The 14,801-nt window shown below is 34.3% G+C and carries 14 protein-coding genes; 12 read left to right on the top strand and 2 right to left on the bottom strand.

Annotated elements, in window-relative coordinates:
- The first annotated feature begins 5 nt into the window (after positions 1-5).
- The 7 genes from phnX (at position 6) to cbpA (ending at position 8,270) form a co-directional block, all read left to right on the top strand.
- Positions 6-800, top strand: a complete 795-nt coding sequence (gene phnX / locus ABH955_RS12865; protein WP_404491156.1) for a phosphonoacetaldehyde hydrolase — start codon at positions 6-8, stop codon at positions 798-800.
- Positions 801-816: 16 nt separating this feature from the next.
- Complete coding sequence (phnW, locus tag ABH955_RS12860) at positions 817-1,914, top strand: 2-aminoethylphosphonate--pyruvate transaminase (RefSeq protein WP_113733582.1); 1,098 nt, start codon at positions 817-819, stop codon at positions 1,912-1,914.
- Positions 1,911-3,095 carry a saccharopine dehydrogenase family protein gene (locus ABH955_RS12855; protein ID WP_113936975.1) on the top strand — a complete coding sequence of 395 codons (1,185 nt, stop codon included), beginning with the start codon at positions 1,911-1,913 and terminating at the stop codon, positions 3,093-3,095. Before phnW ends, ABH955_RS12855 begins: the two co-directional genes overlap by 4 nt.
- A 40-nt stretch (positions 3,096-3,135) precedes the next feature.
- Positions 3,136-3,918, top strand: coding sequence for a DeoR/GlpR family DNA-binding transcription regulator (locus ABH955_RS12850; protein WP_113936976.1), 783 nt, complete (start codon positions 3,136-3,138; stop codon positions 3,916-3,918).
- Between the two features lie 438 nt (positions 3,919-4,356).
- A complete protein-coding gene (locus tag ABH955_RS12845) occupies positions 4,357-6,642 on the top strand; it encodes an NEAT domain-containing leucine-rich repeat protein (protein ID WP_404457285.1) in 2,286 nt (761 codons plus the stop codon).
- Between the two features lie 249 nt (positions 6,643-6,891).
- Positions 6,892-7,521 (top strand): class II aldolase/adducin family protein, encoded by a 630-nt coding sequence (locus ABH955_RS12840; protein WP_002011549.1) that lies wholly within the window; start codon positions 6,892-6,894, stop codon positions 7,519-7,521.
- A gap of 125 nt (positions 7,522-7,646) precedes the next feature.
- Positions 7,647-8,270, top strand: coding sequence for a cyclic di-AMP binding protein CbpA (gene cbpA, locus ABH955_RS12835; protein WP_002140932.1), 624 nt, complete (start codon positions 7,647-7,649; stop codon positions 8,268-8,270).
- Between the two features lie 67 nt (positions 8,271-8,337).
- On the opposite strand, the gene ABH955_RS12830 is transcribed toward cbpA, so the two are convergent.
- Entirely contained in the window at positions 8,338-9,108 is a 771-nt protein-coding gene (locus tag ABH955_RS12830; protein WP_002086817.1) for a divergent polysaccharide deacetylase family protein, read from the bottom strand.
- A 490-nt stretch (positions 9,109-9,598) separates the two neighbouring features.
- On the opposite strand from ABH955_RS12830, the gene ABH955_RS12825 reads away from it, so the two are divergent.
- Positions 9,599-9,880, top strand: a complete 282-nt coding sequence (locus ABH955_RS12825) for an aspartyl-phosphate phosphatase Spo0E family protein (protein WP_002011543.1) — start codon at positions 9,599-9,601, stop codon at positions 9,878-9,880.
- A 29-nt stretch (positions 9,881-9,909) separates the two neighbouring features.
- On the opposite strand, the gene ABH955_RS12820 is transcribed toward ABH955_RS12825, so the two are convergent.
- The gene (locus ABH955_RS12820; protein WP_113936978.1) at positions 9,910-11,406 is read right to left on the bottom strand and encodes a DUF3149 domain-containing protein; all 1,497 of its coding nucleotides are present in this window, start codon (positions 11,404-11,406) and stop codon (positions 9,910-9,912) included.
- Between the two features lie 194 nt (positions 11,407-11,600).
- Between ABH955_RS12820 and ABH955_RS12815 the strand changes: the two genes are divergently transcribed.
- The 4 genes from ABH955_RS12815 to ABH955_RS12800 all read left to right on the top strand — a co-directional run bounded on the left by ABH955_RS12815 (position 11,601) and on the right by ABH955_RS12800 (position 14,793).
- A complete protein-coding gene (locus ABH955_RS12815) occupies positions 11,601-12,047 on the top strand; it encodes a MarR family winged helix-turn-helix transcriptional regulator (protein ID WP_002011538.1) in 447 nt (148 codons plus the stop codon).
- A gap of 156 nt (positions 12,048-12,203) precedes the next feature.
- Positions 12,204-13,898 carry a M3 family oligoendopeptidase gene (locus ABH955_RS12810; protein ID WP_113936979.1) on the top strand — a complete coding sequence of 565 codons (1,695 nt, stop codon included), beginning with the start codon at positions 12,204-12,206 and terminating at the stop codon, positions 13,896-13,898.
- Positions 13,899-14,037: 139 nt separating this feature from the next.
- Positions 14,038-14,571 (top strand): DinB family protein, encoded by a 534-nt coding sequence (locus ABH955_RS12805; RefSeq protein WP_002030551.1) that lies wholly within the window; start codon positions 14,038-14,040, stop codon positions 14,569-14,571.
- Positions 14,572-14,676: 105 nt separating this feature from the next.
- Positions 14,677-14,793, top strand: a complete 117-nt coding sequence (locus ABH955_RS12800) for a DUF6254 family protein (RefSeq protein ID WP_000038354.1) — start codon at positions 14,677-14,679, stop codon at positions 14,791-14,793.
- The last annotated feature ends 8 nt before the right edge of the window (positions 14,794-14,801 follow it).

The raw sequence follows: 14,801 nt of genomic DNA, 5'->3' as shown, positions 1-14,801 counted from the left end.
ATAGAATGAAAATTGAAGCAGTTATTTTTGATTGGGCAGGTACGACAGTTGATTACGGATGTTTTGCACCATTAGAAGTATTCATGAAGATTTTTCATAAACGCGGTGTTGAAATTACAGCAGAAGAAGCTCGTAAACCAATGGGGTTATTGAAGATTGATCATGTTAGGGTATTAACGGAAATGCCCCGTATTTCGAATGAGTGGAAGCGTGTCTTCGGACAATTACCAACAGAAGAAGACATTCATGAGATGTATGAAGAGTTTGAAGAAATTCTCTTTGCTATTTTACCGTACTATGCCACGCTAATTGATGGGGTAAAAGAAGTGGTTTCTTCACTACGTGAAAGAGGTATTAAAATTGGATCAACAACTGGTTATACGAGAGAAATGATGGACATTGTTGCAAAAGAAGCAGAAATACAAGGGTATAAACCTGATTTTCTTGTGACGCCAAATGATGTTCCAGCAGGTCGTCCATATCCGTGGATGTGTTATAAAAATGCGATGGAACTCTGTGTATACCCAATGAATCATATGATAAAAGTTGGAGACACCGTGTCAGATATGAAAGAGGGCCGAAATGCTGGAATGTGGACAGTTGGTGTAATCCTCGGTAGTAGTGAGCTCGGTTTAACGGAAGAGGAAGTTGAGAATATGGATCCGTTAGATCTTCGTGAAAAAATAGAAGTAGTTCGTAATCGTTTCGTTGAAAATGGGGCTCATTTTACAATTGAAACGATGCAGGAGCTCGAAAACGTAATTGAACATATCGAGAAACAAGAACTTATTATTTCATAAAGGGGGGCACACGATCATGAATGAAAATCACTATTTATTATTAACACCAGGACCATTAACGACAACAAAAACTGTAAAAGAAGTTATGTTATACGATTGGTGTACGTGGGATGTTGAATATAACACGATGGTGCAAGATGTAAGAAATAGGCTTGTATCGTTAGCGACAAAGGAGGAAGAAAAGTACACAACAGTTTTAATGCAAGGAAGCGGTACGTTTTCGGTTGAAGCAGTAATTGGTTCTGTTATTCCTAGAAACGGAAAGCTGCTAGTTTGTACAAATGGTGCGTATGGTAAGCGGATTGTACAAATGGCAGAGATGTTACATATAGATGTGGTGGTCAGTCAAACAGAAGAGTGGGAGCCTACTAATATTGCAGAAGTAGAACAGTTATTACAACAAGATAAAGAGATTACGCATATTGTAGTTGTTCATTGTGAAACAACTACAGGTATTATTAATCCAATTGTAGACGTATGTAAATTGGGAAAACAATATGGAAAAGTTACACTGGTTGACGCAATGAGTAGTTTCGGTGGTATTGAAATAGATATCGCTGAGTTGCAAATTGACTTTCTAATTAGTAGTGCGAATAAATGTATTCAAGGTGTTCCCGGATTCGGTTTTGTCATCGCAAATCGTGATGAACTATTGAAATGTAAAGGACAAGCTCGTTCTTTATCATTAGATTTATATGATCAGTGGGAAACGATGGAAGAGCAAAATGGGAAATGGCGCTTTACTTCACCTACACATGTTGTACATGCTTTTTATCAGGCATTGCTTGAATTAGAAGAAGAAGGCGGGGTAAGAGCCCGTTACAATCGATATTATAGCAATCAAAAACTACTAGTGCACAAAATGAAAGAAATAGGCTTTAAGCCATTAGTAGATGAAAAATATCAATCTCCTATTATTACATCTTTCATTTATCCAGAAGCAGGATTTGAATTTTTGCAGCTATATAATGAATTAAAGCGATATGGATTTGTTATTTATCCAGGTAAAATTTCGAAAGTAGATACGTTCCGCATTGGAAATATCGGTGATGTACATGAAGACGATATTAATCGCTTAGTTGATAGTATTGCTAAAGGGGTTGTTATAGGGTGAAAGTATTTTGCTTAGGTGGAGCAGGTAAAATTTGTCGTGAAGCAATTTTAGATTTAGTTCAATTTTCATCTTTTGAGACGATTACGGTAGCCGATTTTAATGAAGAGGAAGGCCGAAAAGTAGTAGAGTGGTTAAATGATCCTCGTGTTGATTTTGTGAAAGTCGATGTGACAAATCATGAGGATACGGTCGCAAAAATGAAGGGCTATAACATTGTAATGGATGGTACGACGATAAAGTTAAATGGATTGTCTACTCGCTGTATCGCAGAGGCCGGTTGTCACGGTGTGAACTTAAATGGATTCGGTGAAGAAAATGAATCCCATTCTAAATTTGTTCAACATGGAACAACATGTTTACCTGGGTTTGGTATGACACCAGGTGTAACGCAAATGATGGCCATGTATGCAGCAAATCAGCTAGATACTGTAGAGTCAGTTCGAGTAAGTCATGGCTCGTATCGTCCAATTGCTTTTTCTGCATCAATTACAGAGACAACGACATATGAATATGATCCACATTTGCCGACGCGTACAGTGTATGAGGAAGGTGAATTCAAGCAAGTACCTCCGTTTGCGCGCCCGAGAGAAATTGAATTACCAGCACCTTACGGAAAAACAATGCAGTATATAATCCCGCATTCAGAAACGATTACGTTAGCGAAGGCACTGGAGGATAAAGGTGTACAGCTTATTGAAACAAGAGGAACTTGGCCAGAGCAAAATATGCAGCTCGTTCGTGCTTTATATGATTATGGTATATTGCGTAATGATCAAATTGAAATAAAGGGTAAAGAAATTGGTATTATGGATTGTATTTCGAAGTATCTATTAAAATCGAAAGAAGGACAAGAAACAGAGCTTTATGGTTATGCACTTCATGTAGAAGTAGTAGGTATGAAAAATAATCAAAAACAAAGGCATGTGTTATACCATACACATCCGCTATCTGACGGTTCTGTAGTAGGTTGGGAGAAATTAAGGGCCTATACAAGAAATGTTGGTATCCCATTTGGAATCGCTACAGAGTTAATTGCAAAAGGAGTAGTTAATAAAGTCGGTGTTATTACTCCTGAAGAAGCTTTCGAAAATCCACAAATTATTTTTGACGAACTAGAAAAGCGCGGTATTTATATTCATGAAGAGATTTTCACTGAAAAAGAAAATTATAACTTTGTATAAGTAAGACAGTTTATGAGGTAGATATAAATGGGGTGAGGCTATGTCTGTAGTAGGTGAAGAGAGAAAGAGGACAATTCTTGAGAAGGTAGAGTTTAAAGGAAAAGTAAAAGTTTCAGAATTAGCGAGAGAGTTCGCAGTATCAACAGAGACGATTCGTCGGTATTTAGAAGAATTAGATCGTGAAAAAAAATTGAAGAAAGTGTACGGTGGAGCCGTTCAACTTCCGGGAGCTGGGATAGAGGCACCGATGTTAGAACGAGAGATGCTGCATATAGAAGAGAAGAAAAGAATTGGGTATAAAGCAGCAACGTTTGTGGAAGATGGAGATGTTATTGCGATTGATGATGGAAGTACACCACTTCAAATGGTGCCATATCTTGTTCATCGTAAAAATTTAACGATTGTAACAAGTTCATTTCCAGTAGCAACACAATTAATTTCTTCTATTAATAAAAAGATGTTTCACGGTGAAGTTTTATTTATAGGCGGGAAAGTATCTCCAAAACATTCACGTGTGTCGGGGTCTATTTCACAGCAAGTAATTCATCAATTTCATTTTCATAAAGCATTCGTTTCGATTGATGGGTTGTTGCAAGGTTTTGGGGTTTCTAGCTTTGAATTAGAAAAGGCGAAACTGTCAGAAGCGATGATGAAATTAGCTGAGAAAACGTATATTTTATGCGATCATACAAAGGTAGGCGTAAAAGGGAACTACCGAATAGCAGGATTTTCTCGTATTCAACATATTATGTGTGATAAGAAAATGCCCTATAGTTTTGAAGAAGAAGTCAAAAAGCATAATATTCAATGGACAGTTTGCTAAATGAATTGAATACGTTTAGACTCCCACCTAATTTTTAGGTGGGAGTTTTACTAGCAGCAAGTAAAAAAATAAAAGCTTTGTATTTATGCAAAAAGTGGACACATTTTCTCATCTCGTTCATATAATTTACCAATACAAAAAAAGTTGGTCGAAGGAAAGAAGGGAAAGTATGTCGGAACGGATATATAATAAACTTGTATTGTATGCAAACATTTTGCAAAAAATTGGTGTTATTAATGAAAAAGAAAAAAGTGAAATCCTTCATACGATAGGCAAAAAAGCCCTTTGAGTAAAGGGTTTTTTATTTTTTATCTATGGAAATATAAACTTAATGTAATATTCTTGTTGACAATGATAATGAGATTCATTATCATTTATTATGTTAGTAATTGATAGTAATTATCAATTGAAATATATATAAGATAAGGGGATATTATTTTGAAAAAAAGTTATATTAAAGCTCTAGTAGTAGCAACAACATTAGCTATTCCATTTGCTGCGTATTCTACTCCAGCGTTAGCAGCAATAAAAATTGAAGCAAACCAGTCGGTAGCAGCAGCCAGTGATCGCACGTATGATACTGAGATTAAAATATATAAGGATCAAAAAGATGAGCCATCTATGGTTTCTCAGTACATAAAAAATCCTAAAGTAGCAATTAAAGACGGGAAAAAAATCGTTACTGTAACAATACAAGATAGCGATTATTTTCAATATCTTAGAATAGAGGATAAAAACCAACCTGGTGTATTTCAAGATGTGAAAGTTTTATCAGAAGATAAGAGGAAAAATGGAACGAAAGTAGTCCAATTTGAAATTGGCGAATTTGAGAAGAAGCATAATATGCAAATGCATATACTTATTCCGGCCATCGGATATGATCACAAATATCAAGTTCAATTTGAAATTAAAGATCCAACTGTAGGTGACAAAGAAACAGAGAAACCAGATGATAACTCTAATTCAGGCAATACGGAAACGGATCATCCAGTTGATAGTCAAAATATGATAACAGATAACAAATTAAGAGAACTTGTTAATAAAAAAGTATTTAATCGAAAAGATTTAAATACACCAATTACGAAAGAGGAGTTATTACAAGTAAAGGACTTGTTTTTAAACACGAATGAGATTCTGGATTATAGTGCATTAAAATATATGCCAAATTTAAAATCTTTAACAGTTGCGAATGCGAAGATAACAGATCCGTCGTTCTTTGCGAATTTAAAGCAATTAAATCATTTAGCTTTGCGTGGTAATGAATTTTCAGATGTAACACCACTTGTTAAGATGGATAATTTAGAATCTCTTGATTTGAGTAATAATAAAATTACAAATATTGCACCACTAATTGAAATGAAAAATGTAAAAAGTTTATATCTATCAGGCAACCAAATAGAAGATGTAACAGCATTAGCGAAAATGGAACAACTAGATTACTTGAATTTAGCAAATAATAAAATTACGAATGTTGCTCCATTAAGCGCGTTGAAAAATGTAACATACTTAACTTTAGCAGGTAATCAAATTGAAGATATTAAACCGTTATATTCATTACCTTTAAAGGATTTAGTATTAACGCGTAATAAAGTTAAAGATTTATCGGGTATTGATCAAATGAATCAATTAAATAAATTATTTATCGGGAAAAATCAAATTGAAGATGTGACACCACTTGCTAAAATGACTCAGCTTACAGAATTAGATTTACCTAATAATGAGTTAAAGGATATTACTCCATTATCAAGTCTAGTAAACTTACAAAAGCTTGATTTAGAGGCAAATTATATTTCAGACTTAACACCAGTTAGCAATTTGAAAAAGTTAGTATTTCTAAGTTTTGTGGCAAATGAAATCCGCGATGTGAGACCAGTTGTGGAACTAAGTAAGACAGCTTACATTAATGTTCAAAATCAAAAAGTCTTTTTAGCGGACACAGAAGTAAATAAAGAAGTGAAAGTACCTGTATACGAAAAAGATGGTAAAATCTCTACAAAAATTCGTTTGAAGAGTGAAGATGGTACGTATAGTAACGATGTAGTTAAGTGGAGTACACCAGGTGAGAAAGTATATGAATTTGGTGTGAAAGACCCATTTGCAGATACAGGAATCTTCTTCACAGGATCTGTTATTCAAAATGTAGTAGAAAGTAAAGAGGACAATCCTTCTAAAGAAGACGAGAAAATAGAAGCAGTAATAGAATTTAATGATGTGCCGAAAGGACATTGGTCAGAGACAGCAATTAACTATTTAGCGAAAGAAGATATTTTTAAAGGATATGGAAATGGTAAATTTGGATTTGGGGATAATATTACTCGTGGACAAGTTGCGTCTTTAGTACAAAGGTACTTGAAATTAGAAAGTAAAGTAGAGCAGAAAGAGATGTTTACTGATACGAAAGGGCATATGTTTGAGCAAGATATTGCTACAGTTGCACAAGCTGGAATTATGCAAGGAGATGGTACAGGTAAGTTTCGTCCAGAAGGAGTATTAACTAGGTACGAGATGTCAGTAGTATTACAAAAAGTATTTCAGTTAAATGAAAATGAAAATAATTTGGAGAACTTTACAGACGTACCAACAGGTCATTGGGCAGAAGGATATGTGAAAGCATTAGTGGATAATAATATATCAAAAGGTGACGGGAATGGGAACTTTTTAGGGGATGATTTCGTAACACGTGAGCAATATGCGCAATTTCTGTATAAGGCAATAAAAAAATAATAAATGAGAAAAATACGTTATTCTTTAATAAGAAGAATAACGTATTTTTTATATGTACAAAATCAAGTGCTAAATAGACAGGAGTGTTTACATGTGATAGGCCTATTTTTCCGATAGGTGCTGAAACGATATTGACAAAAAGGCATTCTCGTGTGATAATTCAATTAAATTTTTAGAATAATCAAAAAACATTCCTTTTATATAGAAAGGATTTGAACATTATATTAATATTACGCCGGGGGTGACGAAATGTTATTTTTTCTGAAAAAATGGAACGAATTAAAAGATGTGAAAGCAGAATTGGCACTTCGCGATTGGTTTTATGGTACGAAAATTAGTTTATCGATGTGTACGTCAAAAGAGCCATTAACATTTTTAGTGAATGTAGAGGGAAGAGATAAAGGGGTATTTTCTGAAGAAGATTTTATTGTCGTAAATTGCATGTGTGAGCCAGTATTTGAAAACGAAGAAAAACCAGCTATAGAGTCATTTATGCATGCGGATATTTATAAAAAAAGTAGTGCAGAATGCATTTTACAAGTACAGACTGTAGATAGTCATTTAATGTCAGAGCTATATGGGAAAGAAGGAGAAGTAACATTCGAAAAACGTAGTGTGGAACGTGTTTTTGGAAAAGATGGTATTACAGAAATGACAATTCCAATTGTAGAAGATGAAAAGAAATTCGCTAATTTATTAGAAAATAATGTTCCGAATTTTATTGAAGGTGGAGGAGTAGTCCTTGTTCATAATTACGGAATGATCGTGTGGGGGAAAACTCCAGAAGAAGCGAAAAAATGGTTGGAAGGTATAGAGTATTTAATGAACTATCACGTAAAGCTTTTAATGATAAAAGGGGCAAAAAGTTCTGTTATATAAAGATGTATTCACAGAGATTACCATTCCATAAAAATGAAAGCGTTTTAAAAAGAAATTTCACTCATAAAATATAGGTCTCCTTATTATATATAGATTACATGTTGACATGTAAGGAGGAACATATTTTGCGAGTTAAATATCATTTTCTGCCAAAACAGCAGGTGACATTTTGTAAAACGAATGATTCTGGTGAAAAGGCGTTACAAATTATGAATGAAACGGGATTTCGCGCAATCCCTGTATTAGCAGAAAATGAGAAGGAATTCACGGGGATTATTTATAAAGTAGATCTTTTAGAAAAGAAGTGTAATAGCAGATTAGAGGATGTAAGTACAGAAGATGTACTGGAAAATCCAAATTCGTTTATTTTTGAAAAGGATTCTTTTTTTAGAGCTTTTTACGTTATTCGTCGTCTCCCGTTTTTAGCGGTTTTAAATGAGTATAATGAATTTGTCGGCATTTTAACACATTCTAATGTATTTGATGTTATTGAGGATTCGTTCGGTATGCGGACGGGTGGTTATATATTAACAATTGCAACACAAGATTGTAAGGGAACAATTAAAGAGCTTGGGACATTATTAAAAGCATATAATATCGGTGGGCTGTTTACGCTTGATAATGGTGATCAATATATTCGCCGTGTTATCGTAAATATATCGGATGAGTTAAATGAAAAAAAATTAAAGCAATTAATTGAAAAGATAGAGAAAAAGGGATTCAGGGTGAGTCATGTAGATTATATTTAAGTTGAAAAGGAAAGGTACCTATCTGCTATATGTAGATAGGTACCTTTTTTAGTGCGAGAAATGAATCTTATTTTGAAACAGAAGGTGGAGATAGCGCTAAATCAGATAAAAAAATAAAGTCTGCATGCTCACGAATTTTAGGAATAGAAGTTTCGATAATACGTGATGTAATTTCACCTGGAGCCCCAACGTGTCCGATAGCTACCATAATGGGTTTGTCTTGGATTTTTTTTATGAGTAATTGTGCTTGTTTTGAAATGTGACTTACCGTATATACATCATCAAAAAATAATTGGTTTTCAATAATAGGCACGCCTAATTCTTTACCGATTTTTGGGACAACACTATTAGGGTTTGTTTTACTATCTAAATAAAATAAACCGTGTTTTTTACAGGCAGAAAGTATAAGACGTACAATCCTTTCATCAGCGGTTACTTTTGATCCCATATGATTGTTCATTCCTATTGCATGAGGTATTTCTTGAATTGCTTGTTCGAGTCGGTTGTTTATTTCTTCATCGCTTAAATCTGTTGTAATCGCTTTTGGTCCAAGCCACTCTTTTTTTCCTCTAATTGGTTCCATTGGCATATGTATAATAACTTCATGCCCTTTTTTATGGGCAGCTATTGCGTCTTGTTTAGTAGAAGGAAGAAATGGCATAACAGCAACAGTGAGTGGAATTGGAAGTGATAACATCTTATCTGTGCCTTTCATATTATTGCCGAAATCATCGATGACAATAGCAACCTTATTCGTATGAGCGTTTGCTTGAATAGGAAAGAAGAAGAAGGGTATGAACAGGGTGAAGACGAGAAATGCAATGGTATATTTGCGCATATAAATATTTCCTTTCTATTTTATCCCGCTATTTGCGGGCAGTAAGACTCCCACCTCAAAATTCGGCTGGAGCAAAGAAGTTAGGTGGGAGATCCACTGCCCGTAAGCGCTCGATTGGTGAAGGCTAATAATTAGTGGGGGATGAACAAAATCCCCACTAATTCAAGTTTCACTTTATCAATCATCATTATGTTTTGCGTTTTTACATAAATTAAACAAAAAATGTCGAAGAAAAGTACATTGAAAATAGAGAATCCACTGTTTACTGAGTATTTACAAAAAAGAAGATGAAAAAAATGTCTATTATTGCGAATGTATTTACAAAGATAGAATAATTTGTAATAATTCTCAAAGTGAGGGTAAAGATTTGTAAATTACAGGGGAAAAATGTTAAATTTTCTGATTCTTCAATTTTAAATAGGATTAAGTGTTTAAAGGGCTAAAGTAGAAGAGGCGTTGAGAGTATTGAAGAAAAATAAGGGGGATATGGATGTTTACTGTAAAAAGGAAGTACACATTAGAAAAGCTTTCGCATGATATTCATATGAAACGTGAAGAAATGATTCATTTAGGATTAACAAGTGGGTTAAATAGTATGGAGACAATTCAAGTTAGTCAAGAATTGGACAAGCTTATCGTACAGTATCAGCGTTACAAAGAAAAACAAACACCGAAATGGTTTTCAATTATAAAGGTTCCTATTTTTCAAATTGGGTATGAAGGGAAATCAAACAATTTTTGGAGAATGTTTGTAGCTGGTTTTATGAAATAAGTATAATTACCCTTTTAAGATAAGGATAATTATACTATGTGTAATGGAATCTCTATATGAACTGTCGTTCCTTTGTTTTCTTTACTATCAATAAATATATGCCCATTGTACATCTCTACAATTCGTTTACATATAACAAGCCCAAGACCTGTTCCAGTATCTTTATTAGTAAAGAACGGATGAAAGAGGTGTTTTTGAATATGTTTAGGAATCCCTTTTCCAGTATCAATAATTTGCAAGTGTGCGTGTTTTTCGTTGTTTGTTACTACAATGGTTAATGTATCACCAGAAGCCATGGCTTCAATTGCATTTTTTGTAATGTTTAAAACCACTTGTTTCATATGGTCTTTTGAGCAACGTATATGAACAGGGTGGTCTGGCAAATGTAAATGAAATACAATGTTATGTAGATTCGCTTCAGATTGGATAATTAATGATACCTCATTAAGAATCGTTCTTACATCATATGTTTGTTCAGTGATGGCAGTTGGTTTTCCAAGAATAAGAAATTCGCTTACAATTTCATTAATCCGTTCTATTTCTTGTTCGATTACGGAAAAGTAGAACTGATCCTGTTCATCTTTATATTTCTCTTTTAACAGAGCAACGAGTCCTTTAATTCCAGTAAGAGGGTTACGGATTTCATGAGCTGTACTAGCTGCAAAAGTTCCAACCAATTCAATTTTTTGTAGTTCATTTTGTTGTCTTTCTAGTTTTGTTTGACGTTTTAATAACATATATTGAGCAAGTAAAAATAAAATAGACATTAAAAATAAAGTAGCTATACACTCTATTGAAACTAACTGGTATAAAGTTTGTTGATGAATAGGTAACGGAGAAACAGAGACTTTCCAATTTAATCTTTGGAGTGGGGTAGTAAGCATGTTAGAATGCCCATCGCTTGTTTCGTTATTATCATCGGTTAGAAAAACTACATCATGTTTATCAGTCACTTCGAAATGATATTGTGGTTTAATAGCATTTAAAGAGGCTGAAATGTAGTCAAAGCGTAAACTTGCTAATAATAATCCTGAGAGTTCCTTTTGTCTATTAAATATTGGAGACGCAATCATAATAGCTTGATGTCCAAGAACGCGATCTGTAATAACTGATGATACAGTTGTTTTCTTAGATTGCAATGCATCTTGGATGTATTGGCGGTCAGAAACGTCAATAGGCGGCGAATCGCCTTGGGATGCGAGTGTAATCATCCCATCTGTCGTAGCGTAATATAGACCGGAAAAACGTTGATCATTTCCATCGGTATCATGTACAATCTGTTTAATCCCATTGATGTTGCCAGTTTCGGTCCCTACGACTTTTGCGAGCATTTCTAAGGCAGATATAGCTTCACCAAGGTGATGGTCTAAATAGTCTCTATATAAAAAGAGAACAGTGTGAGCAGATAGTTTGTTTGCCTGTTTCATTTGATAAGTGTGATATGAAAAAAATGTGGCACCAATCCCTATCGTTGGCAGTATAACAAGCAGTATGTAAAAAACTATGCTTTGTAATTTGACTTTCAAATTTGGTACTCCTTCTTTTTTTATTATCATTATATATAAACTATGTTAAAATTGTCATGTTTTTATTCAAGAATCATTTGCATTACATTAGGGAAAGGAAAAGGAATGAGTGAATATTCATTCGGAAGTTGTAATGAGGTGCTACGTTGCTTTTCTTTTTGTTGCGGAGAATTTAAGTGAAGGGTTGAAATGATATGACATCAAATAATGAGCGAGAAGACATTTCTCAATCTTTAAAAGTATTTATTGCATTATCCCGTGTACATCGTTCTGTTATGGATACTACAAATAAATCCATACAAAGTAACGGATTAAATCCAACTGAGTTTGCTGTATTAGAATTACTATATCATAAAGGAGGCCAACCACTTCAGCAAATCGGTGAGCGTATTTTAATAGCTAGTGGCAGCATTACATACGTTGTAGATAAGCTAGAGAAAAAAGGGCTTGTAAAACGAATTCCATGTCCAAATGACAGGCGTGTTATTTATGCACAATTAACGGAGTCTGGAGAGAGCTTTATTGCTTCTATTTTTCCAGGTCATGAGCAAGTTATATATCAGTCTTTTGAAATGTTAACGAAGGATGAGAAGGATGAATTACTCGAGCTATTGAAAAAAATTGGAAAGTATGAAAAATGATGATATGTTCCAAAGGAGCTTTGGATAAAGAAATCCAAGGCTTTTTTGCATATAAGCAAGATGGAAGCTGCCGAATTTTGTTGAAAACTAAGAGGGGATTTGGGAATAAGTATTGAATTATAGTAAAGGTATACATAACGGAGAGGGGGCTTGTTCATGTCATTTAAAGACTATGAATATAAACGGCCAAATATTGAAGAATTAAAAGGGAAATTTACTGTTGCTTTAGAGAAATTTGATAACGCAAAAACTGTAGAAGAACAAAAACAAGTTATCAATTCAATTAACGAAATTCGTAATGACTTTGGTACAATGGGGAACCTTTGTTACATTCGTCATTCTGTTGATACGACAGATGCCTTTTATAAGGATGAGCAGGATTTCTTTGATGAATTCTCTCCAGTTGTACAAGGGTATGGTACAAAGTATTATAATGCGTTAATTCATTCTCCATTCCGCGAAGAATTAGAGGCGTATTATGGAAAGCAATTATTTGCTCTTGCGGAGTGTGATTTGAAAACATATTCTGATGAAGTCGTGAAAGATTTACAATTAGAGAATAAACTGTCTTCACAATATACACAGTTATTAGCATCTGCAAAAATTGACTTTGCAGGAGAAGAAAGAACGTTATCGCAACTTATTCCATTTATGCAAGGAAAAGAAAGAAGTGAACGTAAAGCAGCAAGTGAAGCATACTACGGATTTTTAGCTGAGAAAGAGGAAGAGTTAGATCGCATTTATGATGAGCTTGTTAAAGTGAGAACGAAAATCGCAAAAACACTTGGTTTTAAAAACTTTGTTGAATTAGGATATGCAAGAATGTATCGTACAGATTATAATGCTGAAATGGTAGCGAACTATCGTCAGCAAGTATTAGATTATATCGTTCCGGTTGCAACCGAGTTAAGAAATAGACAAAAAGCACGCATTGGTGTAGAAAAGCTCGCTTATTATGATGAAAACTTTGAGTTTGCTACAGGTAATCCAACTCCAAAAGGCGATGCCGATTGGATTATTAATCACGGGAAAACGATGTATAAAGAATTATCAGCTGAAACAGATGAATTTTTTAATTTCATGCTCGATAATGATTTATTAGATTTAGTTGCGAAAAAAGGAAAAGCTGGTGGTGGATATTGTACATATATCGAGAATTATAAAGCGCCATTCATCTTCTCAAACTTTAATGGAACGTCTGGTGACATTGATGTGCTAACACATGAAGCAGGCCATGCTTTCCAAGTATATGAAAGTCGTAAGTATGAAATTCCAGAATATAATTGGCCAACATATGAAGCGTGTGAAATCCATTCAATGAGTATGGAATTCTTTACATGGCCATGGATGAAGTTATTCTTTGAAGAAGATGCGGATAAATATTATTTCTCACACTTAAGTTCAGCACTTCTATTTTTACCGTACGGTGTATCTGTAGATGAATATCAACATTATGTATATGAAAATCCAGAAGCATCGCCAGCAGAACGTAAGTCAGCATGGCGTAACATAGAGAAGAAGTATTTACCACATCGTGATTATGAAGATAATGATTATTTAGAGCGTGGTGGTTTCTGGCAACGTCAAGGTCATATTTATAGCTCACCTTTCTACTATATTGACTACACGTTAGCTCAAATTTGTGCACTGCAATTTTGGAAACGTGCAAGAGATAATAGACAAGAGGCTTGGGAAGATTATGTGAATCTTTGTCAACAAGGTGGAAGTAAATCATTCTTAGAATTAGTAGAGGTTGCAAATTTAACATCACCATTCGCTGAAGGGTGTGTAAAAAGTGTAATTACAGAAATTGAAGCGTGGTTACGTGCTGTTGACGACACAAAATTGTAAAAAAACATGCACTTTTTTCCTATGTTTAACATCGACATAATAGAAAAATGATGAGATAATAAAAGAAAATTCAGAATTATTTTAGGGGTGTTTCTAATGGGGAGCGCCCCTTTTCACCAACAAAAGGGGGGAAAGCACTATGCTTCAATCTAATATGGATGTTAGTTTAGAAACTTTAGTCCACTCATTACAGTCTACACGAAGCACGCTGTTATCAGAAATTGAAATGTTAAATGATACGGAGGTGAATGTAAAGCCACGCCGTGATAAATGGAGTATTATTCAAATTTTGCATCATTTGCATTTAGTTGAACAGTCTGTCACATCTGCCCTTGTATATGCTTTGCAAAAAAAAGAAAGAAAACTTGCTCCATTTAAAGACCTCCAACTTACGCTTGATCGTACACATAAAAGGGAAGCTCCTCAACAAATGAAACCAACAGAAACATTAATGAAAAAACTGCAAGGAATTCAATTACTTGAACATTCACGACAAGAATTATTACATGCCCTTCATAGTGTAATAGATGAAAAAGAATTATTTGAAAATGGATTAAAACATCCTATTTTTAATGATTTGAATTTATATCAATGGGTTCAATTTCTAGATTTACACGAACAAAGACATCTTACACAGCTAAAAGAAGCGAAACATGCAATTTTACAGCGTTAAAATGAAAGAAGTGGGGAACCGCTTCTTTTCTTTTTTACTCATGCATAGTTTTCTTTCTCATTTTGGAATACTACATGGAGAAAAGAAAAGAAGGAGTTGAAAAGCATGTCAAAGAAAAAGAGAGAAGAAGAGCGCGCCTGGAAAGCTCGGAAAGAAAATCAAAAGCCACATGGGAAAGTGAAAGCTTTTGCAGAATTAGTTGAAGGAACAGAAAAAACGTGATGAAGTTC

The sequence above is a fragment of the Bacillus sp. RC240 genome, from assembly GCF_044907945.1.
Lineage (GTDB): Bacteria > Bacillota > Bacilli > Bacillales > Bacillaceae_G > Bacillus_A > Bacillus_A mycoides.
This window is presented reverse-complemented; position numbering and strand designations above follow the sequence as displayed.

Excerpts from the sequence above, each read along its gene's own strand:
- ABH955_RS12840 (WP_002011549.1), top strand. The coding sequence starts at position 6,892 with ATGTTATTTTTTCTGAAAAAATGGAACGAATTAAAAGATGTGAAAGCA.
- ABH955_RS12800 (WP_000038354.1), top strand. The coding sequence starts at position 14,677 with ATGTCAAAGAAAAAGAGAGAAGAAGAGCGCGCCTGGAAAGCTCGGAAA.
- ABH955_RS12830 (WP_002086817.1), bottom strand. The coding sequence starts at position 9,108 with ATGCGCAAATATACCATTGCATTTCTCGTCTTCACCCTGTTCATACCC.
- phnX (WP_404491156.1), top strand. The coding sequence starts at position 6 with ATGAAAATTGAAGCAGTTATTTTTGATTGGGCAGGTACGACAGTTGAT.
- ABH955_RS12825 (WP_002011543.1), top strand. The coding sequence starts at position 9,599 with ATGTTTACTGTAAAAAGGAAGTACACATTAGAAAAGCTTTCGCATGAT.
- ABH955_RS12810 (WP_113936979.1), top strand. The coding sequence starts at position 12,204 with ATGTCATTTAAAGACTATGAATATAAACGGCCAAATATTGAAGAATTA.
- ABH955_RS12805 (WP_002030551.1), top strand. The coding sequence starts at position 14,038 with ATGCTTCAATCTAATATGGATGTTAGTTTAGAAACTTTAGTCCACTCA.
- ABH955_RS12850 (WP_113936976.1), top strand. The coding sequence starts at position 3,136 with ATGTCTGTAGTAGGTGAAGAGAGAAAGAGGACAATTCTTGAGAAGGTA.
- phnW (WP_113733582.1), top strand. The coding sequence starts at position 817 with ATGAATGAAAATCACTATTTATTATTAACACCAGGACCATTAACGACA.
- ABH955_RS12815 (WP_002011538.1), top strand. The coding sequence starts at position 11,601 with ATGACATCAAATAATGAGCGAGAAGACATTTCTCAATCTTTAAAAGTA.